The organism is Bacillus sp. FSL K6-1005, from assembly GCF_038000225.1.
Classification (GTDB): domain Bacteria; phylum Bacillota; class Bacilli; order Bacillales; family Bacillaceae; genus Bacillus; species Bacillus mojavensis.
In genome coordinates this window covers 3,404,867-3,429,570 of the sequence record NZ_JBBOBP010000001.1, presented here as the reverse complement: position 1 = coordinate 3,429,570, position 24,704 = coordinate 3,404,867, and the positions used below count along the sequence as shown (strand labels likewise).

The following is a 24,704-nucleotide window of genomic DNA, read 5'->3' as shown; positions in this document are numbered from 1 at the left end:
CATGATGAAACATGATATTGAAACAGTTCTGATCTCAGAGGAAGAGATACAAGAGAAAGTAAAAGAGTTAGGTGCAGACTTAACAAGCGAGTATCAAGATAAATTTCCGTTGGCAATTGGTGTATTAAAAGGAGCTCTTCCTTTTATGGCGGATCTTCTGAAACACATTGATACATATTTGGAAATGGATTTCATGGATGTATCAAGCTACGGAAATTCCACGGTCTCATCTGGAGAAGTAAAAATCATTAAAGATTTGGATACATCTGTAGAGGGCCGGGACATCTTAATTATTGAAGATATTATCGACAGTGGGTTAACCTTAAGTTATCTAGTAGAGCTCTTCCGATACCGTAAAGCAAAATCAATTAAGATTGTTACCCTTTTGGATAAACCAAGCGGAAGAAAAGCGGACATTAAAGCAGACTTCGTCGGCTTTAAAGTTCCAGACGCGTTTGTAGTGGGTTACGGACTTGATTATGCTGAGCGCTATCGCAATCTGCCTTATATCGGAGTGTTAAAACCGGCAGTTTATGAAAGCTGATCGGCAGCCTGCTTCCGAGATGGTTATTGGTTGTATTGGAATGATTTTCTATGGTACTATTGAACATAGTTGTGCTTACTGTGGGAGGAGGTAAGGAATGAATCGGGTCTTCCGTAATACCATTTTTTATTTACTTATTTTATTAGTAGTAATCGGGGTTGTGAGCTACTTCCAGACCTCAAATCCGAAAACAGAAAATATGTCGTACAGCACGTTCATCAAAAACCTGGATGACGGGAAAGTTGATAGCGTGTCGGTTCAGCCTGTCAGAGGTGTTTATGAGGTAAAAGGACAGCTGAAAAATTACGACAAGGATCAATACTTTTTGACTCATGTTCCTGAAGGAAAGGGAGCAGACCAGATCTTTAATGCTTTAAAAAAGACAGATGTAAAGGTTGATCCCGCTCAAGAAACAAGCGGATGGGTAACGTTCCTGACGACCATCATTCCATTTGTCATTATCTTTATTCTGTTCTTCTTCCTGCTCAATCAAGCTCAAGGCGGCGGCAGCCGTGTCATGAACTTTGGTAAGAGTAAGGCGAAGCTATATACAGAGGAAAAGAAACGCGTCAAATTTAAAGACGTTGCAGGGGCAGACGAGGAGAAACAAGAACTCGTGGAAGTTGTTGAATTTCTGAAAGATCCCCGCAAGTTTGCCGAGCTTGGCGCAAGAATTCCTAAAGGTGTGCTTTTAGTCGGACCTCCGGGTACCGGTAAAACACTTCTTGCAAGAGCATCAGCCGGTGAAGCCGGTGTGCCATTCTTCAGCATCAGCGGATCTGATTTCGTTGAAATGTTTGTAGGTGTCGGTGCTTCCCGTGTGCGTGACTTGTTCGAAAACGCGAAAAAGAATGCGCCTTGTTTGATCTTCATTGATGAGATTGACGCAGTTGGACGCCAGCGTGGAGCGGGTCTCGGCGGCGGACACGATGAACGTGAACAGACGCTCAACCAATTGCTTGTTGAAATGGACGGATTCAGTGCCAATGAAGGAATTATCATCATTGCCGCAACGAACCGTGCGGACATCTTGGACCCAGCCTTACTCCGTCCGGGACGTTTTGACCGTCAAATCACAGTGGACCGCCCAGATGTAATCGGACGTGAAGCTGTATTGAAAGTCCATGCGAGAAACAAACCGCTGGATGAAACGGTAAACCTGAAATCGATTGCCATGAGAACACCTGGTTTCTCAGGCGCTGACTTAGAAAACCTATTGAATGAAGCTGCTCTTGTGGCGGCTCGTCAAAATAAGAAAAAAATCGATGCTCGCGACATTGATGAAGCTACGGACCGGGTTATTGCCGGACCAGCTAAGAAAAGCCGCGTCATTTCGAAGAAAGAACGCAATATCGTGGCATATCATGAAGGCGGACACACCGTTATCGGACTCGTTTTAGATGAGGCTGATATGGTTCATAAAGTAACGATTGTTCCTCGGGGTCAGGCTGGCGGTTATGCCGTTATGCTTCCAAGAGAAGACCGTTACTTCCAGACAAAGCCGGAGCTGCTTGATAAAATTGTCGGTCTCTTGGGCGGACGTGTTGCTGAAGAAATTATCTTTGGCGAAGTCAGCACAGGAGCACACAATGACTTCCAGCGTGCAACGAATATTGCAAGACGAATGGTTACAGAATTCGGTATGTCAGAGAAACTGGGACCGCTGCAATTTGGACAGTCTCAGGGTGGCCAGGTATTCTTAGGCCGTGATTTCAACAACGAACAAAACTACAGTGATCAAATTGCCTACGAAATTGATCAGGAAATTCAGCGCATTATCAAAGAGTGTTACGAGCGTGCGAAAACAATCCTGACAGAAAATCGTGACAAGCTTGAATTGATTGCTCAGACGCTTCTGGAAGTTGAAACACTGGATGCCGAACAAATCAAACACCTTGTCGATCACGGAACATTGCCTGAGCGTAAGTTCTCAGATGATGAGAAGAACGATGATGTGAAAGTAAACATTCTGTCAAAAACAGAAGAAAAGAAAGACGATACAAAAGAGTAACGCTTTCTGATAAAAACTGCCGGCTGACGCTGGCAGTTTTTTTATGTGAATCAGCCTCTGCTGCCGTCTTTTCAATCAGCCAATCATGGTATCGATTTGTTTACAAATGAGCCGCCGATCGTGTATGGTATTGTAGAATGTTTGTAAAAGTAATGATAGAGAAACTATTCAAAAGTGGTGATAGAGGTTGTTACTTGTTATTGATGTGGGGAACACCAATACTGTACTTGGTGTATATCATGATGGTGAATTAGAATATCACTGGCGTATAGAAACAAGCAGGCATAAAACAGAAGATGAGTTTGGGATGATTCTGCGCTCTTTATTTGATCACTCCGGTCTCATGTTTGAACAAATAGAAGGCATTATCATTTCTTCAGTTGTGCCGCCAATCATGTTTTCGTTAGAGAGAATGTGCACAAAATACTTTCATATCGAACCGCAAATTGTCGGTCCTGGTATGAAAACCGGCTTAAATATAAAGTACGACAATCCGAAAGAAGTCGGAGCTGACAGAATCGTTAATGCTGTTGCGGCAATCCACTTATACGGCAATCCTTTGATTGTTGTTGATTTTGGTACAGCCACAACTTACTGTTATATCGATGAAAACAAACAATATATGGGCGGAGCGATTGCGCCAGGAATTACAATTTCGACAGAGGCGCTGTACTCGCGTGCGGCAAAGCTTCCGCGTATTGAAATCGCCCGTCCTGACAATATTATCGGAAAAAGCACTGTAAGCGCGATGCAATCAGGAATTTTATTTGGCTATGTCGGCCAAGTGGAAGGAATCGTAAAACGAATGAAATGGCAGGCAAAGCAAGAACCGAAAGTCATTGCGACAGGCGGCCTTGCGCCATTAATCGCAAACGAATCAGATTGTATAGACATCGTTGACCCATTCTTAACCCTAAAAGGGCTGGAATTGATTTATGAACGAAACCGCGTGGGAAGTGTATAGGAGGTTTTGTAATGGATTATTTAGTAAAAGCACTGGCATATGACGGAAAAGTTCGCGCATATGCTGCAAGGACAACTGATATGGTGAATGAAGGGCAGAGACGGCATGACACATGGCCGACAGCATCCGCTGCACTGGGCCGTACAATGACAGCTTCACTCATGCTTGGTTCTATGTTGAAAGGTGATGATAAGCTGACAGTGAAAGTGGAAGGCGGCGGGCCAATCGGCGCGATTGTTGCTGATGCGAATGCTAAAGGGGAAGTAAGGGCATATGTCTCAAACCCGCATGTTCATTTTGACTTGAATGAACACGGCAAGCTGGATGTCAGACGCGCTGTCGGAACAGATGGAACATTAAGTGTTGTAAAAGATTTAGGCCTGCGCGAATTCTTCACAGGACAAGTAGAAATTGTTTCCGGAGAACTGGGAGAAGATTTCACGTACTATCTTGTATCATCGGAGCAGGTTCCTTCATCTGTAGGTGTCGGCGTGCTTGTTAACCCAGACAATACCATTTTGGCGGCAGGAGGTTTTATTCTTCAGCTTCTTCCGGGAACAGATGATGAAACCATCACTAAAATTGAACAGCGTCTATCTGTAGTAGAACCTATTTCTAAACTGATTCAAAAAGGGCTTACACCGGAAGAAATTTTGGAAGAAGTCTTAGGAGAAAAGCCTGAGATTCTGGAGAACATGCCTGTTAAATTCCATTGCCCTTGTTCAAAAGAGCGTTTTGAAACAGCCGTTTTAGGACTAGGCAAAAAAGAAATTCAAGATATGATAGAAGAAGATGGACAAGCCGAAGCAGTATGCCATTTTTGTAATGAAAAGTACTTATTTACAAAAGAAGAGCTGGAAGAGCTTCGAGACCAAACGACCCGCTAAGCTCTTTAGCGGGTTTTTTGAATTTAAGAAAAGGGGCTGACAGTAAATTTGAAATCAAGAACAATCTGGACAATCATTTGGGGCGCGCTGTTGGTATGCTGTATCGCGGTAGCATATACACTGACGAAATCTCAAGCCAGCGCTTCCCCGTCCAACGAGTCCATTGCTACTATTGGAGGCAAAAGCGTCACAAGAGAAGAATGGCTGAAGGAAATGGAAGATGAATACGGAAAATCAACACTCGAAGATATGATCAATGTCCGCGTGGTTGAGCAGCTTGCCAAAAAGAACGATCTCAAAGTATCTAAGAACGAAATTGATAGGGAATTTCTGCTGATTAAGGCGGTAAACAATTCATTTTACGAAGACGAGCATACAACTGAAAAAGAGTGGAAAGACCAAATTCGCTATAATATTCTTCTTGAAGAATTATTAACAAGGGATATTGATATTTCAAAGACAGAAATGAAATCATTTTATAATCAAAATAAAGAACTGTATCAGTTTGATGATTCGTATCGTATTCGGCATATTGTTGTAAAGGATGAAGAAGAAGCCAGACAAGTTTTAAAAGAGCTTGAAGGCGGCTCAAGCTTTGAAGCTGTTGCGGCGGAACGATCCACGGACAGATATACGTCACCATACGGCGGAGATTTAGGGTTTGTCACTGAAGCATCAGACAACATTCCGTCATCATACATTGAAGAAGCAAAGACACTAAAACAAGATGAATGGTCAGACGAACCGATCAAGGTAAACAACGGCTATGCGATTATTCAACTGAAAGAAAAGTTAAATGCGAGAACGTTCTCATACGAAGAAGTGAAGAATCAGATTAAACGGCAGATCGCCATGGATCAGTTAGGTGATAAAGCCACTGTAAAATCGCTTTGGAAAGAAGCTGACGTGTCTTGGTTCTATGGGGAAAAAAGAACTAAATGATTGACAAAAAATTTTGAAATTGATAGATTATATACATAATACCAATACAAATAGTCGGAAATTGAGGTGTCAAGAATGGTACGTGTAGCAAACTCCATTACTGAATTAATTGGGAATACGCCAATCGTTAAATTAAATCGCCTTGTTGATGAAAACAGTGCGGATGTATATTTGAAGCTTGAATACATGAACCCTGGAAGCAGTGTAAAAGACCGTATCGGTTTAGCGATGATTGAAGCCGCTGAAAAAGAAGGGAAATTAAAAGCTGGCGATACAATCATTGAACCGACAAGCGGAAATACAGGAATTGGGCTGGCAATGGTTGCTGCAGCTAAAGGTTTAAAAGCGATTTTGGTTATGCCTGACACAATGAGCATGGAGCGCCGCAACCTTCTTCGCGCATATGGTGCTGAGCTTGTGCTGACGCCGGGTGCGGAAGGCATGAAAGGTGCCATTAAGAAAGCGGAAGAGCTTGCAGAAAAACACGGATACTTCGTGCCGCAGCAGTTTAACAATCCATCGAACCCTGAAATCCATCGCCAAACAACAGGTAAAGAAATTGTTGAGCAATTCGGTGATGACCAGCTTGATGCATTTGTAGCCGGAATCGGAACAGGCGGAACGATTACTGGAGCGGGTGAAGTCCTGAAGGAAGCATATCCTTCCGTCAAAATCTACGCTGTTGAACCGTCAGATTCCCCAGTGCTTTCAGGAGGAAAACCAGGCCCCCACAAAATTCAGGGAATCGGAGCTGGCTTTGTGCCTGACATCTTAAACACTGAAGTATACGATGAAATCTTCCCTGTGAAGAATGAAGAAGCATTTGAATATGCGCGCAGAGCTGCCCGTGAAGAAGGAATCCTCGGAGGCATCTCATCAGGTGCGGCCATCTATGCAGCTATTCAAGTAGCGAAAAAACTCGGAAAGGGCAAAAAAGTATTAGCTATCATTCCGAGTAACGGCGAACGTTATTTGAGTACGCCGCTGTATCAATTCGATTAAAAAATCCGACAAACTCCCGGTGCCCGGGAGTTTTTTTATTTGTGCATCAAATATGCCGTGTCCGCGACGAATCTTATTCTTGGAAGAGAAATTCACTTTTTTCACTCATGATATTGCTTTACAATAAAAAAAGCAGAAAAAGAAAACAGAGGAATGATATAAATGGCACAACGCAGACCGGCAGGCAGAAAAGTACCTTTTCAAAAAGATTCATTCTTGCAACAATATGAGAAACTTTCACAATCCAGAAAACAGCACGTGCTTCTTGAAAGTGCAAGAGGCGGCAGATACAGTATAGCCGGTCTCGATCCAATTGCGACTGTAAAAGGAAAAGACGGAATTACAACCATTAAGCATGGGGATGAGATGCTGTTTGAAGAAGGTGATCCACTACGTGCCTTCCACAGCTGGTTTAAAACGCTGGAAACAGAAACAGATCACGAGCTCCCAGATTTTCAAGGCGGGGCAATCGGGTTTCTCAGCTATGATTACGCCCGCTACATTGAAAACTTCAAAATGCTCTCATTAGATGACCTGGAGACACCTGATATCTATTTTCTTGTCTTTGATGATATAGCCGTCTATGACCATGAAGAACAATCTCTTTGGCTGGTCACCCATGTGAATGACGAGAACGAATCAGCGGACGAAAAGCTGTCCCAGCTCGAACATATGTGGCTGACTGAGCTTCCCGGTGAGCCGTTACAAGAGATGACATATACAGCTGACGGTTCCTTTGCAGCGCCATTTACTGAAGAAAGCTTTTCTCAGGCTGTAGAGAAAATCAAGCAATACATTGCAAGCGGAGATGTTTTTCAAGTTAACCTATCGATCAGGCAGTCGCAGTCACTGTCTGCTCACCCGTATGAAATCTACAAAAAGCTGAGAGAAGTGAATCCTTCTCCGTATATGGCATATTTAGAAACACCGGATTTCCAAATTATTTGCGGATCTCCTGAACTTCTTGTCAGTAAAAAGGGCAAACTGTTAGAGACAAGACCGATCGCAGGCACTCGTTCCAGAGGGAAAACGGATGAGGAAGATGAAGCGCTCGCAAACGAATTGATCCATAATGAAAAGGAACGCGCTGAGCACGTCATGCTGGTTGATCTGGAACGAAATGATCTGGGCAGAGTTTCCCGTTACGGATCAGTGCGGGTTAATGAATTCATGGCAATTGAAAAATACTCCCACGTCATGCACATTGTGTCTAATGTCCAAGGTGAACTGCAGGATGGATACGACGCTGTCGATATTATTAATGCTGTATTTCCTGGAGGGACGATTACAGGTGCGCCTAAAGTAAGGACAATGGAAATTATAGAAGAACTTGAGCCGACACGCCGTGGGCTTTATACTGGATCTATAGGGTGGTTTGGGTATAATCAGGATCTTCAGTTTAATATCGTGATCCGAACCATTTATGCAACCGGAGGACAGGCGTTTATGCAATCCGGAGCAGGAGTTGTGATTGATTCTGTCCCTAAGCATGAATACAGAGAATCATTCAAAAAAGCTTTTGCGATGCAAAAGGCGTTAGAGCTGAGCGAAGTAGAGACAAAAATTAGATGAGGTGAGCAGAGAAATGATTTTAATGATTGATAACTATGATTCTTTCACGTACAACTTAGTGCAGTATTTGGGCGAGCTTGGAGAAGAGCTGATTGTAAAACGCAATGACGATATTACAATAGAGCAAATTGAAGAGCTGTCACCGGATTTCTTAATGATTTCACCCGGACCCTGCAGTCCTGATGAAGCTGGGATCAGCCTTGAAGCAATTAAACACTTCGCAGGCAAAATCCCCGTTTTTGGGGTATGTCTCGGACATCAGTCTATTGCACAGGTGTTTGGCGGAGACGTGGTCAGAGCAGAGCGGCTGATGCACGGAAAAACCTCAGAAATCGAGCATGACGGCAAGACGATTTTTAAAGGTTTGCAAAACCCGCTTGTAGCGACACGATACCACTCACTGATCGTAAAGTCTGATACGCTGCCAAGCTGTTTCACAGTAACGGCACAAACGAAAGAGGGAGAAATCATGGCTATACGGCACAATGATCTTCCGATAGAAGGCGTTCAATTTCATCCAGAGTCTATTATGACTTCCTTTGGAAAAGAAATGCTCAGAAATTTTATTGAAACGTACCGCAAGGAAGTCATTGCGTGATGATATATGTAAATGGCCGATTTATAGAGGAGAAAGATGCAGTTCTTTCTCCTTTTGACCATGGTTTTTTATATGGGATTGGTGTTTTTGAGACTTTCAGGCTTTATGAAGGGCGACCGTTCCTGCTTGATTGGCATTTAGAACGGCTTGAACGCGCACTTAAGGATCTGCAGATCGAGTACACTGTGACAAAACAAGAGGTTATTGAGATGCTGGACAAGCTGCTCGGGCTGAATGATATCAAAGACGGCAATGCCCGCGTCAGGCTGAACATATCAGCCGGCATCAGTGATAAAGGCTTCGCTGCTCAAACTTACGATAAGCCAACAGTCTTATGTTTTGTTAACCAGCTAAAACCAGAAAGTCTTCCTTTGCAAAAGGAAGGGAAGGTTTTGTCGGTACGGAGAAACACACCGGAGGGGCCGTTCCGGTTAAAATCTCATCACTATCTAAATAATATGTATGCAAAACGGGAGATCGGAAATGATCCGCGGTTTGAAGGGATCTTTTTAACGGAGGATTGCGCTGTAGCAGAGGGCATCATTTCGAATGTCTTCTGGAGAAAAGGCAGCTGTATCTATACACCATCACTTGATACCGGAATTCTTGACGGCGTCACGAGACGTTTTGTCATGGAGAACGCTAAGAGAATAGGGATGGATGTCAAAACCGGCCGCTACCAGCTTGAAGCCCTTTTGACGGCAGATGAAGCATGGATGACCAACTCGGTTCTTGAGATCATTCCGTTCTCTCAAATAGAAGAAGTGACCTATCCGGGCAGAAACGGAGAAATAACTTCCGCTTTACAAACGCTATACCATCAAGAAATAAAGAACATGAATTCATGACAGGGAGGAAGAGAATGGCGCAGCAAACGATAGACCAAACACAAGTAATCCATACCAAACCCAGCGCATTATCATATCAAGAAAAGACGCTGGTGATGGGTATTTTAAACGTAACGCCTGACTCTTTCTCGGATGGCGGAAAATATGACAGCCTGGACAAGGCCCTGTTGCACGCGAAAGAGATGATCGATAACGGTGCACATATTATTGATATCGGCGGCGAATCGACAAGACCCGGCGCCGAATATGTGTCCGAGGACGAAGAGATGGCCAGAGTAATTCCTGTGATTGAGCGGATTACAAAAGAGCTGGCGGTGCCGATCTCTGTAGATACGTACAAGGCTTCTGTCGCCGATGAAGCTGTTAAAGCCGGCGCTTCGATTATCAATGATATTTGGGGAGCAAAGTATGATCCGAAAATGGCGTCTGTCGCAGCTGAACACAATGTTCCAATCGTTCTCATGCATAACCGCAAAGAAAGAAACTACAACGACTTAATACCGGATATGCTGTCAGATTTAATGGAAAGTGTAAAGATTGCTGTTGAAGCAGGTGTAGAGGAGAAGAACATTATCCTCGATCCCGGTATTGGTTTTGCGAAGGACTATCACGATAATCTGGCAGTCATGAACAAGCTAGAGGTTTTCAGCGGACTTGGCTATCCGGTTCTCCTTGCAACCTCCCGAAAAAGATTTATCGGCCGTGTGCTGGATCTTCCTCCTGAGGAGCGGGCTGAGGGCACAGGTGCAACTGTGTGTCTAGGCATTCAAAAGGGCTGTGACATTGTGAGAGTCCATGATGTAAAACAAATAGCAAGAATGGCAAAAATGATGGATGCAATGCTGAACAAGGGAGGGATGCATCATGGATAAAGTCTACGTAGAAGGCATGGAGTTTTACGGCTATCACGGTGTGTTCAAAGAAGAGAACAAGCTCGGACAGCGTTTTAAAGTCGATTTAACTGCAGAATTGGATTTAAGCAAGGCGGGACAAACAGACGACCTTGAGCAAACCATTAACTATGCCGAGCTTTACCATGTATGTAAAGATATCGTCGAAGGTGAGCCTGTGAAACTGGTGGAAACACTGGCAGAACGTATTGCGGACACTGTCCTGAAGAAATTTCATCGGGTACAGCAATGTACTGTAAAAGTGATTAAGCCAGATCCGCCCATTCCCGGCCACTATAAATCAGTAGCAATAGAAATCACGAGAAAAAAATCATGAACAATATCGCTTATATTGCACTTGGATCTAATATTGGAGATAGAGAAACGTATTTACGGCGAGCGGTGGAGATGCTCCATCACCATGAGGCAGTAACAGTCACGAAAGTGTCTTCTATTTACGAAACAGACCCAGTCGGATACGAGGCCCAAGATGAATTTTTAAATATGGCAGTTGAAATCGAGACGTCGCTGAATCCGTTTCAGCTCCTTGAGCTAACTCAGCATATAGAAAATGAATTGGGCAGGACGAGAGAAGTCAGATGGGGTCCGAGGACGGCAGACCTTGACATTTTACTGTTTAATCGTGAAAATATTGAAACAGAGCAACTAATTGTTCCGCATCCGAGAATGTATGAGCGTTTATTTGTCCTTGCGCCGCTTGCGGAAATATGCAAGTGGGTTGAAAAAGAGGCAAAAAGCGCGGAAACCGACCAAGAAGGTGTAAGAGTATGGAAGCAGAAATCTGGGGTAGACGAATTCGTGCATTCAGAAAGCTGAAAGGTTATACTCAAGAAGGATTTGCAAAAGCATTAGGTATATCAGTTTCCATTCTCGGCGAAATTGAACGCGGAAACCGATTGCCGTCAGCTGCCATCATTCACAGCGCAGCAGATGTTTTAAATATAAGCGCGGACGAATTAGCGCCGCCAGAAAATAATAACAAATGAAAGGAGGGGAAAAATGTTTAAAATCGGTGATATTCAATTGAAAAATCCGGTTGTGCTGGCCCCTATGGCTGGTGTCTGCAACTCAGCATTCAGATTGACTGTAAAGGAATTCGGAGCCGGATTGGTATGCGCTGAAATGGTCAGCGACAAAGCGATCCTTTACAACAATGCCAAAACAATGGGTATGCTTTATATTGATGAACGTGAAAAACCGCTCAGCCTTCAAATCTTCGGAGGAAAAAAGGAAACCCTTGTGGAAGCGGCGAAGTTTGTAGACCAGAACACAACTGCTGATATCATTGATATTAACATGGGATGCCCGGTACCCAAGATTACAAAATGCGATGCGGGAGCGAAATGGCTTCTGGATCCTGATAAGATTTACGAAATGGTTGCTGCAGTAGTAGCTGCCGTTGATAAACCAGTTACAGTGAAAATGAGAATGGGCTGGGATGAAGACCACATTTTCGCCGTGAAAAACGCACAGGCTGTTGAGCGTGCGGGCGGAAAAGCAGTTGCGCTTCATGGCCGTACAAGAGTGCAGATGTACGAAGGAACTGCAAACTGGGATATTATCAAAGAAGTAAAACAGTCTGTATCGATTCCGGTCATTGGAAACGGTGATGTCAAGACGCCGCAGGATGCTAAGCGTATGCTTGATGAAACAGGAGTGGACGGTGTCATGATCGGTCGCGCCGCACTGGGCAATCCGTGGATGATTTACCGTACAGTTCAATACCTTGAAACAGGTGAATTAAAAGAAGAGCCGCAGGTACGTGAAAAAATGGCGGTATGCAAACTGCATCTTGACCGCTTGATTAACTTAAAAGGTGAAAATGTAGCGGTAAGAGAAATGAGAAAACATGCTGCGTGGTATCTGAAAGGCGTAAGAGGCAATGCGGAGGTTCGGAATGGAATCAATCATTGCGAGACAAGAGAAGAGCTTGTACAGCTTTTAGATGCATTTACTGCTGAAGTTGAGGCAAAAGGGCTTCAAGACGCAAAAGTAGGATAATACTCACCTCTATTTGCTGCTCACTGCCAGTTTTATGCTGGCAGTTTTTCTGCTTTTTTCATGAGACAATATCTGTAATGGAGTGATAACGATGAGTCAAGAAGAGCATAATCATGAAGAATTAAACGACCAGCTGCAAGTCAGACGCGACAAAATGAATCAGATGAGAGAAAACGGTATAGATCCATTCGGCGCACGTTTTGAAAGAACTCATCAATCTGAGCAAATTATTGCGGCATATCAAAATCTAACGAAAGAAGAGTTAGAAGAAAAAGCGATTGAAGTCACAATCGCAGGCCGTATGATGACAAAGCGCGGTAAAGGAAAAGCCGGCTTCGCGCACCTTCAGGATTTAGAAGGTCAAATTCAAATCTACGTAAGAAAAGACAGTGTCGGTGACGACCAATATGAAATCTTTAAATCTTCCGACCTTGGTGACCTTATCGGCGTAACCGGAAAAGTGTTCAAAACAAATGTAGGCGAACTGTCTGTAAAAGCAACATCATTTGATTTGCTGACAAAAGCGCTTCGTCCGCTGCCGGATAAATATCATGGTTTAAAAGACGTTGAGCAGCGCTACCGTCAACGCTACCTGGATCTTATCGTAAATCCGGACAGCAAACATACGTTCATCACACGAAGCAAGATCATTCAAGCGATGAGAAGATACCTTGATGATCACGGATACTTAGAAGTAGAAACACCAACTATGCACAGCATTCCAGGGGGAGCCTCCGCGCGTCCGTTCATTACCCATCATAATGCTTTAGATATTCCGCTCTACATGCGTATTGCGATTGAACTGCATCTGAAACGCTTGATTGTCGGCGGTTTAGAAAAAGTATATGAAATCGGCCGTGTTTTCCGTAATGAAGGCGTCTCTACACGCCATAACCCAGAATTCACAATGATTGAATTATATGAAGCGTATGCTGACTATAAAGATATCATGAGCTTAACTGAAAACCTTGTCGCACATATCGCACAAGAAGTGCTTGGCACGACGACAATCCAATACGGCGAAGAACAAATTGAACTGAAACCTGAGTGGAAAAGAATCCATATGGTTGACGCAGTCAAAGAAGCGACAGGCGTTGACTTCTGGGAAGAGGTAACTGTTGAGCAGGCCCGTGAATATGCAAAAGAGCATGGTGTAGAGATTAAAGACTCTATGACAGTGGGCCATATTATAAACGAATTCTTCGAACAAAAAATCGAGGAAACGCTTATCCAGCCGACGTTTATTTATGGACATCCAGTAGAAATCTCTCCTCTTGCTAAGAAAAATCCAGAGGACCCGCGCTTCACAGACCGTTTTGAACTGTTTATCGTAGGCCGTGAGCATGCAAATGCATTCACAGAGCTAAATGACCCTATTGATCAAAGAGAGCGTTTTGAAGCTCAATTAAAAGAACGAGAAGAGGGTAATGATGAAGCTCATTTAATGGATGAAGACTTCGTTGAAGCACTGGAGTATGGCATGCCGCCAACAGGAGGCTTAGGCATCGGGATCGATCGCCTCGTCATGCTGCTTACGAATGCTCCTTCGATCCGAGATGTACTGTTATTCCCGCAAATGAGACAGCGCTAATGTTAAAGAGCGTCAACCTTTCTAATAGAAGGATGACGCTCTTTTATAATTCCTTTGGTTTTTCTTCAAAAAAACTATTGCACTATTATTTACAAGGTGGTATATTATTATTCGTTGCCGCTAAACAAGGCGATGACAAAAAAATAACTTCAAAAAAGTTATTGACTTCAACAAGACAAAGAGTTATAATAATAAAGTCGCTTAAACGAAGTGACAAAATGATCTTTGAAAACTAAACAAGACAAAACGTACCTGTTAATTCAAGTTTTATTATAAAATCGCACAGCGATGTGCGTAGTCAGTCAAACTACTTTATCGGAGAGTTTGATCCTGGCTCAGGACGAACGCTGGCGGCGTGCCTAATACATGCAAGTCGAGCGGACAGATGGGAGCTTGCTCCCTGATGTTAGCGGCGGACGGGTGAGTAACACGTGGGTAACCTGCCTGTAAGACTGGGATAACTCCGGGAAACCGGGGCTAATACCGGATGCTTGTTTGAACCGCATGGTTCAAACATAAAAGGTGGCTTCGGCTACCACTTACAGATGGACCCGCGGCGCATTAGCTAGTTGGTGAGGTAACGGCTCACCAAGGCAACGATGCGTAGCCGACCTGAGAGGGTGATCGGCCACACTGGGACTGAGACACGGCCCAGACTCCTACGGGAGGCAGCAGTAGGGAATCTTCCGCAATGGACGAAAGTCTGACGGAGCAACGCCGCGTGAGTGATGAAGGTTTTCGGATCGTAAAGCTCTGTTGTTAGGGAAGAACAAGTACCGTTCGAATAGGGCGGTACCTTGACGGTACCTAACCAGAAAGCCACGGCTAACTACGTGCCAGCAGCCGCGGTAATACGTAGGTGGCAAGCGTTGTCCGGAATTATTGGGCGTAAAGGGCTCGCAGGCGGTTCCTTAAGTCTGATGTGAAAGCCCCCGGCTCAACCGGGGAGGGTCATTGGAAACTGGGGAACTTGAGTGCAGAAGAGGAGAGTGGAATTCCACGTGTAGCGGTGAAATGCGTAGAGATGTGGAGGAACACCAGTGGCGAAGGCGACTCTCTGGTCTGTAACTGACGCTGAGGAGCGAAAGCGTGGGGAGCGAACAGGATTAGATACCCTGGTAGTCCACGCCGTAAACGATGAGTGCTAAGTGTTAGGGGGTTTCCGCCCCTTAGTGCTGCAGCTAACGCATTAAGCACTCCGCCTGGGGAGTACGGTCGCAAGACTGAAACTCAAAGGAATTGACGGGGGCCCGCACAAGCGGTGGAGCATGTGGTTTAATTCGAAGCAACGCGAAGAACCTTACCAGGTCTTGACATCCTCTGACAATCCTAGAGATAGGACGTCCCCTTCGGGGGCAGAGTGACAGGTGGTGCATGGTTGTCGTCAGCTCGTGTCGTGAGATGTTGGGTTAAGTCCCGCAACGAGCGCAACCCTTGATCTTAGTTGCCAGCATTCAGTTGGGCACTCTAAGGTGACTGCCGGTGACAAACCGGAGGAAGGTGGGGATGACGTCAAATCATCATGCCCCTTATGACCTGGGCTACACACGTGCTACAATGGACAGAACAAAGGGCAGCAAAACCGCGAGGTTAAGCCAATCCCACAAATCTGTTCTCAGTTCGGATCGCAGTCTGCAACTCGACTGCGTGAAGCTGGAATCGCTAGTAATCGCGGATCAGCATGCCGCGGTGAATACGTTCCCGGGCCTTGTACACACCGCCCGTCACACCACGAGAGTTTGTAACACCCGAAGTCGGTGAGGTAACCTTTATGGAGCCAGCCGCCGAAGGTGGGACAGATGATTGGGGTGAAGTCGTAACAAGGTAGCCGTATCGGAAGGTGCGGCTGGATCACCTCCTTTCTAAGGATATTTACGGAATATAAGACCTTGGGTCTTATAAACAGAACGTTCCCTGTCTTGTTTAGTTTTGAAGGATCATTCCTTCGAAACGTGTTCTTTGAAAACTAGATAACAGTAGACATCACATTCAATTAGTAACACAAGATATCACATAGTGATTCTTTTTAACGGTTAAGTTAGAAAGGGCGCACGGTGGATGCCTTGGCACTAGGAGCCGATGAAGGACGGGACGAACACCGATATGCTTCGGGGAGCTGTAAGCAAGCTTTGATCCGGAGATTTCCGAATGGGGAAACCCACCACTCGTAATGGAGTGGTATCCATATCTGAATTCATAGGATATGAGAAGGCAGACCCGGGGAACTGAAACATCTAAGTACCCGGAGGAAGAGAAAGCAAATGCGATTCCCTGAGTAGCGGCGAGCGAAACGGGATTAGCCCAAACCAAGAGGCTTGCCTCTTGGGGTTGTAGGACACTCTATACGGAGTTACAAAGGAACGAGGTAGATGAAGAGGTCTGGAAAGGCCCGCCATAGAAGGTAACAGCCCTGTAGTCAAAACTTCGTTCTCTCCAGAGTGGATCCTGAGTACGGCGGAACACGTGAAATTCCGTCGGAATCCGGGAGGACCATCTCCCAAGGCTAAATACTCCCTAGTGACCGATAGTGAACCAGTACCGTGAGGGAAAGGTGAAAAGCACCCCGGAAGGGGAGTGAAAGAGATCCTGAAACCGTGTGCCTACAAGTAGTCAGAGCCCGTTAACGGGTGATGGCGTGCCTTTTGTAGAATGAACCGGCGAGTTACGATCCCGTGCAAGGTTAAGCAGAAGATGCGGAGCCGCAGCGAAAGCGAGTCTGAATAGGGCGCATGAGTACGTGGTCGTAGACCCGAAACCAGGTGATCTACCCATGTCCAGGGTGAAGTTCAGGTAACACTGAATGGAGGCCCGAACCCACGCACGTTGAAAAGTGCGGGGATGAGGTGTGGGTAGGGGTGAAATGCCAATCGAACCTGGAGATAGCTGGTTCTCTCCGAAATAGCTTTAGGGCTAGCCTCAAGGTAAGAGTCTTGGAGGTAGAGCACTGATTGGACTAGGGGCCCCTACCGGGTTACCGAATTCAGTCAAACTCCGAATGCCAATGACTTATCCTTGGGAGTCAGACTGCGAGTGATAAGATCCGTAGTCGAAAGGGAAACAGCCCAGACCGCCAGCTAAGGTCCCAAAGTATACGTTAAGTGGAAAAGGATGTGGAGTTGCTTAGACAACCAGGATGTTGGCTTAGAAGCAGCCACCATTTAAAGAGTGCGTAATAGCTCACTGGTCGAGTGACTCTGCGCCGAAAATGTACCGGGGCTAAACGTATCACCGAAGCTGCGGACTGTTCTTCGAACAGTGGTAGGAGAGCGTTCTAAGGGCTGTGAAGCCAGACCGGAAGGACTGGTGGAGCGCTTAGAAGTGAGAATGCCGGTATGAGTAGCGAAAGAGGGGTGAGAATCCCCTCCACCGAATGCCTAAGGTTTCCTGAGGAAGGCTCGTCCGCTCAGGGTTAGTCGGGACCTAAGCCGAGGCCGAAAGGCGTAGGCGATGGACAACAGGTTGATATTCCTGTACCACCTCCTCACCATTTGAGCAATGGGGGGACGCAGGAGGATAGGGTAAGCGCGGTATTGGATATCCGCGTCCAAGCAGTTAGGCTGGGAAATAGGCAAATCCGTTTCCCATAAGGCTGAGCTGTGATGGCGAGCGAAATTTAGTAGCGAAGTTCCTGATTCCACACTGCCAAGAAAAGCCTCTAGCGAGGTGAGAGGTGCCCGTACCGCAAACCGACACAGGTAGGCGAGGAGAGAATCCTAAGGTGATCGAGAGAACTCTCGTTAAGGAACTCGGCAAAATGACCCCGTAACTTCGGGAGAAGGGGTGCTCTGTTAGGGTGCAAGCCCGAGAGAGCCGCAGTGAATAGGCCCAGGCGACTGTTTAGCAAAAACACAGGTCTCTGCGAAGCCGTAAGGCGAAGTATAGGGGCTGACGCCTGCCCGGTGCTGGAAGGTTAAGAGGAGCGCTTAGCGTAAGCGAAGGTGCGAATTGAAGCCCCAGTAAACGGCGGCCGTAACTATAACGGTCCTAAGGTAGCGAAATTCCTTGTCGGGTAAGTTCCGACCCGCACGAAAGGCGCAACGATCTGGGCACTGTCTCAACGAGAGACTCGGTGAAATTATAGTACCTGTGAAGATGCAGGTTACCCGCGACAGGACGGAAAGACCCCGTGGAGCTTTACTGCAGCCTGATATTGAATGTTGGTACAGCTTGTACAGGATAGGTAGGAGCCTTGGAAACCGGAGCGCCAGCTTCGGTGGAGGCATCGGTGGGATACTACCCTGGCTGTATTGACCTTCTAACCCGCCGCCCTTATCGGGCGGGGAGACAGTGTCAGGTGGGCAGTTTGACTGGGGCGGTCGCCTCCTAAAAGGTAACGGAGGCGCCCAAAGGTTCCCTCAGAATGGTTGGAAATCATTCGCAGAGTGTAAAGGCACAAGGGAGCTTGACTGCGAGACCTACAAGTCGAGCAGGGACGAAAGTCGGGCTTAGTGATCCGGTGGTTCCGCATGGAAGGGCCATCGCTCAACGGATAAAAGCTACCCCGGGGATAACAGGCTTATCTCCCCCAAGAGTCCACATCGACGGGGAGGTTTGGCACCTCGATGTCGGCTCATCGCATCCTGGGGCTGTAGTCGGTCCCAAGGGTTGGGCTGTTCGCCCATTAAAGCGGTACGCGAGCTGGGTTCAGAACGTCGTGAGACAGTTCGGTCCCTATCCGTCGCGGGCGCAGGAAATTTGAGAGGAGCTGTCCTTAGTACGAGAGGACCGGGATGGACGCACCGCTGGTGTACCAGTTGTTCTGCCAAGGGCATCGCTGGGTAGCTATGTGCGGACGGGATAAGTGCTGAAAGCATCTAAGCATGAAGCCCCCCTCAAGATGAGATTTCCCATTCCGCAAGGAAGTAAGATCCCTGAAAGATGATCAGGTTGATAGGTCTGAGGTGGAAGTGTGGCGACACATGGAGCTGACAGATACTAATCGATCGAGGACTTAACCTAATTTCTAATGATGTCACACCTGTTATCTAGTTTTGAGAGAACACTCTCAATTGTTTGGTGGCGATAGCGAAGAGGTCACACCCGTTCCCATGCCGAACACGGAAGTTAAGCTCTTCAGCGCCGATGGTAGTCGGGGGTTTCCCCCTGTGAGAGTAGGACGCCGCCAAGCAATTGCACGTTAGTGCAATTATGGAGGATTAGCTCAGCTGGGAGAGCATCTGCCTTACAAGCAGAGGGTCGGCGGTTCGAGCCCGTCATCCTCCACCATTTGCCGGTGTAGCTCAATTGGTAGAGCAACTGACTTGTAATCAGTAGGTTGGGGGTTCAAGTCCTCTTGCCGGCACCACTTTTATATGATATAATATTCAAGTCTCTTGTAAGAAGAGCCATTAGCTCAGTTGGTAGAGCATCTGACTTTTAATCAGAGGGTCGAAGGTTCGAGTCCTTCATGGCTCACCATTTTTAAGCGGGTGTGGCGGAATTGGCAGACGCGCTAGACTTAGGATCTAGTGTCTTTATGACGTGGGGGTTCAAGTCCCTTCACCCGCATTATATAGGATGACAGTTATAAAAACTGGACATCCTGTCTGCGGAAGTAGTTCAGTGGTAGAACACCACCTTGCCAAGGTGGGGGTCGCGGGTTCGAATCCCGTCTTCCGCTCCAACTATACCATCCACGCCGGGGTGGTGGAATTGGCAGACACACAGGACTTAAAATCCTGCGGTAGGTGACTACCGTGCCGGTTCAAGTCCGGCCCTCGGCATTATCATTTGCGCCCGTAGCTCAATTGGATAGAGCGTTTGACTACGGATCAAAAGGTTAGGGGTTCGACTCCTCTCGGGCGCGCCATATATTATTTTAATATGAGGAATCGGGAAGTAGCTCAGCTTGGTAGAGCACATGGTTTGGGACCATGGGGTCGCAGGTTCGAATCCTGTCTTCCCGACCATTTTTATGGGGCCTTAGCTCAGCTGGGAGAGCGCCTGCTTTGCACGCAGGAGGTCAGCGGTTCGATCCCGCTAGGCTCCACCAAAAAAGATTCAAAAAAGTTGTTGACTTTGAGAAAGTGACGTTGTATACTAATAAAGTTGCTTTAACAAAGCGATAAACAAAATGATCTTTGAAAACTAAACAAGACAAAACGTACCTGTTAATTCAAGTTTTAAATAAATCGCACAGCGATGTGCGTAGTCAGTCAAACTACTTTATCGGAGAGTTTGATCCTGGCTCAGGACGAACGCTGGCGGCGTGCCTAATACATGCAAGTCGAGCGGACAGATGGGAGCTTGCTCCCTGATGTTAGCGGCGGACGGGTGAGTAACACGTGGGTAACCTGCCTGTAAGACTGGGATAACTCCGGGAAACCGGGGCTAATACCGGATGCTTGTTTGAACCGCATGGTTCAAACATAAAAGGTGGCTTCGGCTACCACTTACAGATGGACCCGCGGCGCATTAGCTAGTTGGTGAGGTAACGGCTCACCAAGGCAACGATGCGTAGCCGACCTGAGAGGGTGATCGGCCACACTGGGACTGAGACACGGCCCAGACTCCTACGGGAGGCAGCAGTAGGGAATCTTCCGCAATGGACGAAAGTCTGACGGAGCAACGCCGCGTGAGTGATGAAGGTTTTCGGATCGTAAAGCTCTGTTGTTAGGGAAGAACAAGTACCGTTCGAATAGGGCGGTACCTTGACGGTACCTAACCAGAAAGCCACGGCTAACTACGTGCCAGCAGCCGCGGTAATACGTAGGTGGCAAGCGTTGTCCGGAATTATTGGGCGTAAAGGGCTCGCAGGCGGTTCCTTAAGTCTGATGTGAAAGCCCCCGGCTCAACCGGGGAGGGTCATTGGAAACTGGGGAACTTGAGTGCAGAAGAGGAGAGTGGAATTCCACGTGTAGCGGTGAAATGCGTAGAGATGTGGAGGAACACCAGTGGCGAAGGCGACTCTCTGGTCTGTAACTGACGCTGAGGAGCGAAAGCGTGGGGAGCGAACAGGATTAGATACCCTGGTAGTCCACGCCGTAAACGATGAGTGCTAAGTGTTAGGGGGTTTCCGCCCCTTAGTGCTGCAGCTAACGCATTAAGCACTCCGCCTGGGGAGTACGGTCGCAAGACTGAAACTCAAAGGAATTGACGGGGGCCCGCACAAGCGGTGGAGCATGTGGTTTAATTCGAAGCAACGCGAAGAACCTTACCAGGTCTTGACATCCTCTGACAATCCTAGAGATAGGACGTCCCCTTCGGGGGCAGAGTGACAGGTGGTGCATGGTTGTCGTCAGCTCGTGTCGTGAGATGTTGGGTTAAGTCCCGCAACGAGCGCAACCCTTGATCTTAGTTGCCAGCATTCAGTTGGGCACTCTAAGGTGACTGCCGGTGACAAACCGGAGGAAGGTGGGGATGACGTCAAATCATCATGCCCCTTATGACCTGGGCTACACACGTGCTACAATGGACAGAACAAAGGGCAGCAAAACCGCGAGGTTAAGCCAATCCCACAAATCTGTTCTCAGTTCGGATCGCAGTCTGCAACTCGACTGCGTGAAGCTGGAATCGCTAGTAATCGCGGATCAGCATGCCGCGGTGAATACGTTCCCGGGCCTTGTACACACCGCCCGTCACACCACGAGAGTTTGTAACACCCGAAGTCGGTGAGGTAACCTTTATGGAGCCAGCCGCCGAAGGTGGGACAGATGATTGGGGTGAAGTCGTAACAAGGTAGCCGTATCGGAAGGTGCGGCTGGATCACCTCCTTTCTAAGGATATTTACGGAATATAAGACCTTGGGTCTTATAAACAGAACGTTCCCTGTCTTGTTTAGTTTTGAAGGATCATTCCTTCGAAACGTGTTCTTTGAAAACTAGATAACAGTAGACATCACATTCAATTAGTAACACAAGATATCACATAGTGATTCTTTTTAACGGTTAAGTTAGAAAGGGCGCACGGTGGATGCCTTGGCACTAGGAGCCGATGAAGGACGGGACGAACACCGATATGCTTCGGGGAGCTGTAAGCAAGCTTTGATCCGGAGATTTCCGAATGGGGAAACCCACCACTCGTAATGGAGTGGTATCCATATCTGAATTCATAGGATATGAGAAGGCAGACCCGGGGAACTGAAACATCTAAGTACCCGGAGGAAGAGAAAGCAAATGCGATTCCCTGAGTAGCGGCGAGCGAAACGGGATTAGCCCAAACCAAGAGGCTTGCCTCTTGGGGTTGTAGGACACTCTATACGGAGTTACAAAGGAACGAGGTAGATGAAGAGGTCTGGAAAGGCCCGCCATAGAAGGTAACAGCCCTGTAGTCAAAACTTCGTTCTCTCCAGAGTGGATCCTGAGTACGGCGGAACACGTGAAATTCCGTCGGAATCCGGGAGGACCATCTCCCAAGGCTAAATACTCCCTAGTGACCGATAGTGAACCAGTACCGTGAGGGAAAGGTGAAAAGCACCCCGGAAGGGGAGTGAAAGAGATCCTGAAACCGTGTGCCTACAAGTAGTCAGAGCCCGTTAACGGGTGATGGCGTGCCTTTTGTAGAATGAACCGGCGAGTTACGATCCCGTGCAAGGTTAAGCAGAAGATGCGGAGCCGCAGCGAAAGCGAGTCTGAATAGGGCGCATGAGTACGTGGTCGTAGACCCGAAACCAGGTGATCTACCCATGTCCAGGGTGAAGTTCAGGTAACACTGAATGGAGGCCCGAACCCACGCACGTTGAAAAGTGCGGGGATGAGGTGTGGGTAGGGGTGAAATGCCAATCGAACCTGGAGATAGCTGGTTCTCTCCGAAATAGCTTTAGGGCTAGCCTCAAGGTAAGAGTCTTGGAGGTAGAGCACTGATTGGACTAGGGGCCCCTACCGGGTTACCGAATTCAGTCAAACTCCGAATGCCAATGACTTATCCTTGGGAGTCAGACTGCGAGTGATAAGATCCGTAGTCGAAAGGGAAACAGCCCAGACCGCCAGCTAAGGTCCCAAAGTATACGTTAAGTGGAAAAGGATGTGGAGTTGCTTAGACAACCAGGATGTTGGCTTAGAAGCAGCCACCATTTAAAGAGTGCGTAATAGCTCACTGGTCGAGTGACTCTGCGCCGAAAATGTACCGGGGCTAAACGTATCACCGAAGCTGCGGACTGTTCTTCGAACAGTGGTAGGAGAGCGTTCTAAGGGCTGTGAAGCCAGACCGGAAGGACTGGTGGAGCGCTTAGAAGTGAGAATGCCGGTATGAGTAGCGAAAGAGGGGTGAGAATCCCCTCCACCGAATGCCTAAGGTTTCCTGAGGAAGGCTCGTCCGCTCAGGGTTAGTCGGGACCTAAGCCGAGGCCGAAAGGCGTAGGCGATGGACAACAGGTTGATATTCCTGTACCACCTCCTCACCATTTGAGCAATGGGGGGACGCAGGAGGATAGGGTAAGCGCGGTATTGGATATCCGCGTCCAAGCAGTTAGGCTGGGAAATAGGCAAATCCGTTTCCCATAAGGCTGAGCTGTGATGGCGAGCGAAATTTAGTAGCGAAGTTCCTGATTCCACACTGCCAAGAAAAGCCTCTAGCGAGGTGAGAGGTGCCCGTACCGCAAACCGACACAGGTAGGCGAGGAGAGAATCCTAAGGTGATCGAGAGAACTCTCGTTAAGGAACTCGGCAAAATGACCCCGTAACTTCGGGAGAAGGGGTGCTCTGTTAGGGTGAAAGCCCGAGAGAGCCGCAGTGAATAGGCCCAGGCGACTGTTTAGCAAAAACACAGGTCTCTGCGAAGCCGTAAGGCGAAGTATAGGGGCTGACGCCTGCCCGGTGCTGGAAGGTTAAGAGGAGCGCTTAGCGTAAGCGAAGGTGCGAATTGAAGCCCCAGTAAACGGCGGCCGTAACTATAACGGTCCTAAGGTAGCGAAATTCCTTGTCGGGTAAGTTCCGACCCGCACGAAAGGCGCAACGATCTGGGCACTGTCTCAACGAGAGACTCGGTGAAATTATAGTACCTGTGAAGATGCAGGTTACCCGCGACAGGACGGAAAGACCCCGTGGAGCTTTACTGCAGCCTGATATTGAATGTTGGTACAGCTTGTACAGGATAGGTAGGAGCCTTGGAAACCGGAGCGCCAGCTTCGGTGGAGGCATCGGTGGGATACTACCCTGGCTGTATTGACCTTCTAACCCGCCGCCCTTATCGGGCGGGGAGACAGTGTCAGGTGGGCAGTTTGACTGGGGCGGTCGCCTCCTAAAAGGTAACGGAGGCGCCCAAAGGTTCCCTCAGAATGGTTGGAAATCATTCGCAGAGTGTAAAGGCACAAGGGAGCTTGACTGCGAGACCTACAAGTCGAGCAGGGACGAAAGTCGGGCTTAGTGATCCGGTGGTTCCGCATGGAAGGGCCATCGCTCAACGGATAAAAGCTACCCCGGGGATAACAGGCTTATCTCCCCCAAGAGTCCACATCGACGGGGAGGTTTGGCACCTCGATGTCGGCTCATCGCATCCTGGGGCTGTAGTCGGTCCCAAGGGTTGGGCTGTTCGCCCATTAAAGCGGTACGCGAGCTGGGTTCAGAACGTCGTGAGACAGTTCGGTCCCTATCCGTCGCGGGCGCAGGAAATTTGAGAGGAGCTGTCCTTAGTACGAGAGGACCGGGATGGACGCACCGCTGGTGTACCAGTTGTTCTGCCAAGGGCATCGCTGGGTAGCTATGTGCGGACGGGATAAGTGCTGAAAGCATCTAAGCATGAAGCCCCCCTCAAGATGAGATTTCCCATTCCGCAAGGAAGTAAGATCCCTGAAAGATGATCAGGTTGATAGGTCTGAGGTGGAAGTGTGGCGACACATGGAGCTGACAGATACTAATCGATCGAGGACTTAACCTAATTTCTAATGATGTCACACCT

Annotated in this window: 15 protein-coding genes, 9 tRNA genes and 5 rRNA genes; all 29 read left to right on the top strand. The window is 47.5% G+C overall.

Annotated elements, in window-relative coordinates; translation table 11 throughout:
* Position 1 precedes the first annotated feature (1 nt).
* The 29 genes from hpt to NST16_RS17580 all read left to right on the top strand — a co-directional run bounded on the left by hpt (position 2) and on the right by NST16_RS17580 (position 24,683).
* Positions 2-544 (top strand): hypoxanthine phosphoribosyltransferase, encoded by a 543-nt coding sequence (gene hpt / locus NST16_RS17720; protein WP_010332716.1) that lies wholly within the window; start codon positions 2-4, stop codon positions 542-544.
* 97 nt (positions 545-641) lie between these two features.
* Entirely contained in the window at positions 642-2,555 is a 1,914-nt protein-coding gene (gene ftsH / locus NST16_RS17715; RefSeq protein ID WP_010332717.1) for an ATP-dependent zinc metalloprotease FtsH, read from the top strand.
* 187 nt (positions 2,556-2,742) lie between these two features.
* Entirely contained in the window at positions 2,743-3,519 is a 777-nt protein-coding gene (locus NST16_RS17710) for a type III pantothenate kinase (RefSeq protein WP_101865154.1), read from the top strand.
* An 11-nt stretch (positions 3,520-3,530) separates the two neighbouring features.
* Positions 3,531-4,406, top strand: a complete 876-nt coding sequence (gene hslO / locus NST16_RS17705) for a redox-regulated molecular chaperone HslO (protein ID WP_010332719.1) — start codon at positions 3,531-3,533, stop codon at positions 4,404-4,406.
* Between the two features lie 48 nt (positions 4,407-4,454).
* Entirely contained in the window at positions 4,455-5,348 is an 894-nt protein-coding gene (locus tag NST16_RS17700; RefSeq protein ID WP_010332720.1) for a peptidyl-prolyl cis-trans isomerase, read from the top strand.
* Positions 5,349-5,423: 75 nt separating this feature from the next.
* On the top strand, positions 5,424-6,350 hold the full coding sequence (cysK, locus tag NST16_RS17695) for a cysteine synthase A (RefSeq protein WP_010332721.1): 927 nt from the start codon (positions 5,424-5,426) through the stop codon (positions 6,348-6,350).
* Between the two features lie 162 nt (positions 6,351-6,512).
* On the top strand, positions 6,513-7,922 hold the full coding sequence (locus NST16_RS17690) for an anthranilate synthase component I family protein (RefSeq protein WP_340887770.1): 1,410 nt from the start codon (positions 6,513-6,515) through the stop codon (positions 7,920-7,922).
* A gap of 13 nt (positions 7,923-7,935) precedes the next feature.
* Positions 7,936-8,520 (top strand): aminodeoxychorismate/anthranilate synthase component II, encoded by a 585-nt coding sequence (pabA, locus tag NST16_RS17685; RefSeq protein ID WP_340887768.1) that lies wholly within the window; start codon positions 7,936-7,938, stop codon positions 8,518-8,520.
* Complete coding sequence (gene pabC / locus NST16_RS17680) at positions 8,520-9,368, top strand: aminodeoxychorismate lyase (protein ID WP_340888415.1); 849 nt, start codon at positions 8,520-8,522, stop codon at positions 9,366-9,368. The genes pabA and pabC overlap by 1 nt, the downstream gene beginning before the upstream one ends.
* 14 nt (positions 9,369-9,382) lie before the next feature.
* Complete coding sequence (gene folP / locus NST16_RS17675) at positions 9,383-10,240, top strand: dihydropteroate synthase (RefSeq protein WP_268506032.1); 858 nt, start codon at positions 9,383-9,385, stop codon at positions 10,238-10,240.
* Positions 10,233-10,595 (top strand): dihydroneopterin aldolase, encoded by a 363-nt coding sequence (folB, locus tag NST16_RS17670; protein WP_010332726.1) that lies wholly within the window; start codon positions 10,233-10,235, stop codon positions 10,593-10,595. The genes folP and folB overlap by 8 nt, the downstream gene beginning before the upstream one ends.
* Entirely contained in the window at positions 10,592-11,095 is a 504-nt protein-coding gene (folK, locus tag NST16_RS17665; protein ID WP_168746770.1) for a 2-amino-4-hydroxy-6-hydroxymethyldihydropteridine diphosphokinase, read from the top strand. The genes folB and folK overlap by 4 nt, the downstream gene beginning before the upstream one ends.
* Entirely contained in the window at positions 11,047-11,265 is a 219-nt protein-coding gene (locus NST16_RS17660) for a helix-turn-helix domain-containing protein (RefSeq protein ID WP_010332728.1), read from the top strand. Before folK ends, NST16_RS17660 begins: the two co-directional genes overlap by 49 nt.
* Positions 11,266-11,278: 13 nt before the next feature.
* On the top strand, positions 11,279-12,280 hold the full coding sequence (dusB, locus tag NST16_RS17655) for a tRNA dihydrouridine synthase DusB (RefSeq protein WP_340887766.1): 1,002 nt from the start codon (positions 11,279-11,281) through the stop codon (positions 12,278-12,280).
* Positions 12,281-12,371: 91 nt separating this feature from the next.
* A complete protein-coding gene (gene lysS / locus NST16_RS17650) occupies positions 12,372-13,871 on the top strand; it encodes a lysine--tRNA ligase (RefSeq protein ID WP_010332730.1) in 1,500 nt (499 codons plus the stop codon).
* Between the two features lie 312 nt (positions 13,872-14,183).
* Positions 14,184-15,733, top strand: a 16S ribosomal RNA gene (locus tag NST16_RS17645).
* A 169-nt stretch (positions 15,734-15,902) separates the two neighbouring features.
* Positions 15,903-18,830: ribosomal RNA gene (locus NST16_RS17640) — 23S ribosomal RNA — on the top strand.
* Between the two features lie 53 nt (positions 18,831-18,883).
* Positions 18,884-18,999: ribosomal RNA gene (gene rrf, locus NST16_RS17635) — 5S ribosomal RNA — on the top strand.
* Positions 19,000-19,021: 22 nt separating this feature from the next.
* Positions 19,022-19,097, top strand: a tRNA-Val gene (locus NST16_RS17630).
* Positions 19,098-19,100: 3 nt separating this feature from the next.
* A tRNA-Thr gene (locus NST16_RS17625) sits at positions 19,101-19,176 on the top strand.
* Positions 19,177-19,213: 37 nt separating this feature from the next.
* Positions 19,214-19,289 (top strand) — tRNA-Lys (locus tag NST16_RS17620).
* 7 nt (positions 19,290-19,296) lie between these two features.
* Positions 19,297-19,379: transfer RNA gene (locus tag NST16_RS17615), tRNA-Leu, on the top strand.
* Between the two features lie 40 nt (positions 19,380-19,419).
* Positions 19,420-19,494, top strand: a tRNA-Gly gene (locus NST16_RS17610).
* A gap of 14 nt (positions 19,495-19,508) precedes the next feature.
* A tRNA-Leu gene (locus tag NST16_RS17605) sits at positions 19,509-19,594 on the top strand.
* Positions 19,595-19,603: 9 nt separating this feature from the next.
* Positions 19,604-19,680, top strand: a tRNA-Arg gene (locus NST16_RS17600).
* Positions 19,681-19,703: 23 nt separating this feature from the next.
* A tRNA-Pro gene (locus NST16_RS17595) sits at positions 19,704-19,780 on the top strand.
* A gap of 7 nt (positions 19,781-19,787) precedes the next feature.
* A tRNA-Ala gene (locus NST16_RS17590) sits at positions 19,788-19,863 on the top strand.
* Positions 19,864-20,036: 173 nt separating this feature from the next.
* Positions 20,037-21,586: ribosomal RNA gene (locus NST16_RS17585) — 16S ribosomal RNA — on the top strand.
* A gap of 169 nt (positions 21,587-21,755) precedes the next feature.
* Positions 21,756-24,683, top strand: a 23S ribosomal RNA gene (locus tag NST16_RS17580).
* Together the 16S, 23S and 5S rRNA genes with 9 tRNA genes alongside form the textbook arrangement of a ribosomal RNA operon.
* Positions 24,684-24,704 lie beyond the last annotated feature (21 nt).

Coding starts and splice junctions, on each gene's coding strand:
- folP (WP_268506032.1), top strand. CDS start 9,383: ATGGCGCAGCAAACGATAGACCAAACACAAGTAATCCATACCAAACCC.
- folK (WP_168746770.1), top strand. CDS start 10,592: ATGAACAATATCGCTTATATTGCACTTGGATCTAATATTGGAGATAGA.
- folB (WP_010332726.1), top strand. CDS start 10,233: ATGGATAAAGTCTACGTAGAAGGCATGGAGTTTTACGGCTATCACGGT.
- pabC (WP_340888415.1), top strand. CDS start 8,520: ATGATATATGTAAATGGCCGATTTATAGAGGAGAAAGATGCAGTTCTT.
- dusB (WP_340887766.1), top strand. CDS start 11,279: ATGTTTAAAATCGGTGATATTCAATTGAAAAATCCGGTTGTGCTGGCC.
- NST16_RS17690 (WP_340887770.1), top strand. CDS start 6,513: ATGGCACAACGCAGACCGGCAGGCAGAAAAGTACCTTTTCAAAAAGAT.
- NST16_RS17660 (WP_010332728.1), top strand. CDS start 11,047: ATGGAAGCAGAAATCTGGGGTAGACGAATTCGTGCATTCAGAAAGCTG.
- hpt (WP_010332716.1), top strand. CDS start 2: ATGATGAAACATGATATTGAAACAGTTCTGATCTCAGAGGAAGAGATA.
- lysS (WP_010332730.1), top strand. CDS start 12,372: ATGAGTCAAGAAGAGCATAATCATGAAGAATTAAACGACCAGCTGCAA.
- pabA (WP_340887768.1), top strand. CDS start 7,936: ATGATTTTAATGATTGATAACTATGATTCTTTCACGTACAACTTAGTG.
- hslO (WP_010332719.1), top strand. CDS start 3,531: ATGGATTATTTAGTAAAAGCACTGGCATATGACGGAAAAGTTCGCGCA.
- cysK (WP_010332721.1), top strand. CDS start 5,424: ATGGTACGTGTAGCAAACTCCATTACTGAATTAATTGGGAATACGCCA.
- ftsH (WP_010332717.1), top strand. CDS start 642: ATGAATCGGGTCTTCCGTAATACCATTTTTTATTTACTTATTTTATTA.